Below are 685 nucleotides of genomic sequence, written 5' to 3'. Positions count from 1 at the left end.
TTCAAGATCCCAGTGAGATCTCATCTTGAGGCAAGTTTCCCGCTTAGATGCTTTCAGCGGTTATCTCTTCCGAACATAGCTACCCGGCAATGCCACTGGCGTGACAACCGGAACACCAGAGGTTCGTCCACTCCGGTCCTCTCGTACTAGGAGCAGCCCCTCTCAAATCTCAAACGTCCACGGCAGATAGGGACCGAACTGTCTCACGACGTTCTAAACCCAGCTCGCGTACCACTTTAAATGGCGAACAGCCATACCCTTGGGACCGGCTTCAGCCCCAGGATGTGATGAGCCGACATCGAGGTGCCAAACACCGCCGTCGATATGAACTCTTGGGCGGTATCAGCCTGTTATCCCCGGAGTACCTTTTATCCGTTGAGCGATGGCCCTTCCATACAGAACCACCGGATCACTAAGACCTACTTTCGTACCTGCTCGACGTGTTTGTCTCGCAGTCAAGCGCGCTTTTGCCTTTATACTCTACGACCGATTTCCGACCGGTCTGAGCGCACCTTCGTACTCCTCCGTTACTCTTTGGGAGGAGACCGCCCCAGTCAAACTACCCACCATACACTGTCCTCGATCCGGATAACGGACCTGAGTTAGAACCTCAAAGTTGCCAGGGTGGTATTTCAAGGATGGCTCCATGAGAACTGGCGTCCCCACTTCAAAGCCTCCCACCTAT

The 685-nt window shown here is 53.9% G+C and carries 1 rRNA gene; it reads right to left on the bottom strand.

Annotation, left to right across the window (positions count from 1 at the left end):
- A 23S ribosomal RNA gene (locus APH36_RS30315) occupies nucleotides 1-685 on the bottom strand; the annotation flags it as partial.

It is taken from the genome of Pseudomonas sp. NBRC 111133, from assembly GCF_001320605.1.
In the GTDB taxonomy this organism is placed as follows: Bacteria; Pseudomonadota; Gammaproteobacteria; order Pseudomonadales; family Pseudomonadaceae; genus Aquipseudomonas; species Aquipseudomonas monteilii.
This window is presented reverse-complemented; position numbering and strand designations above follow the sequence as displayed.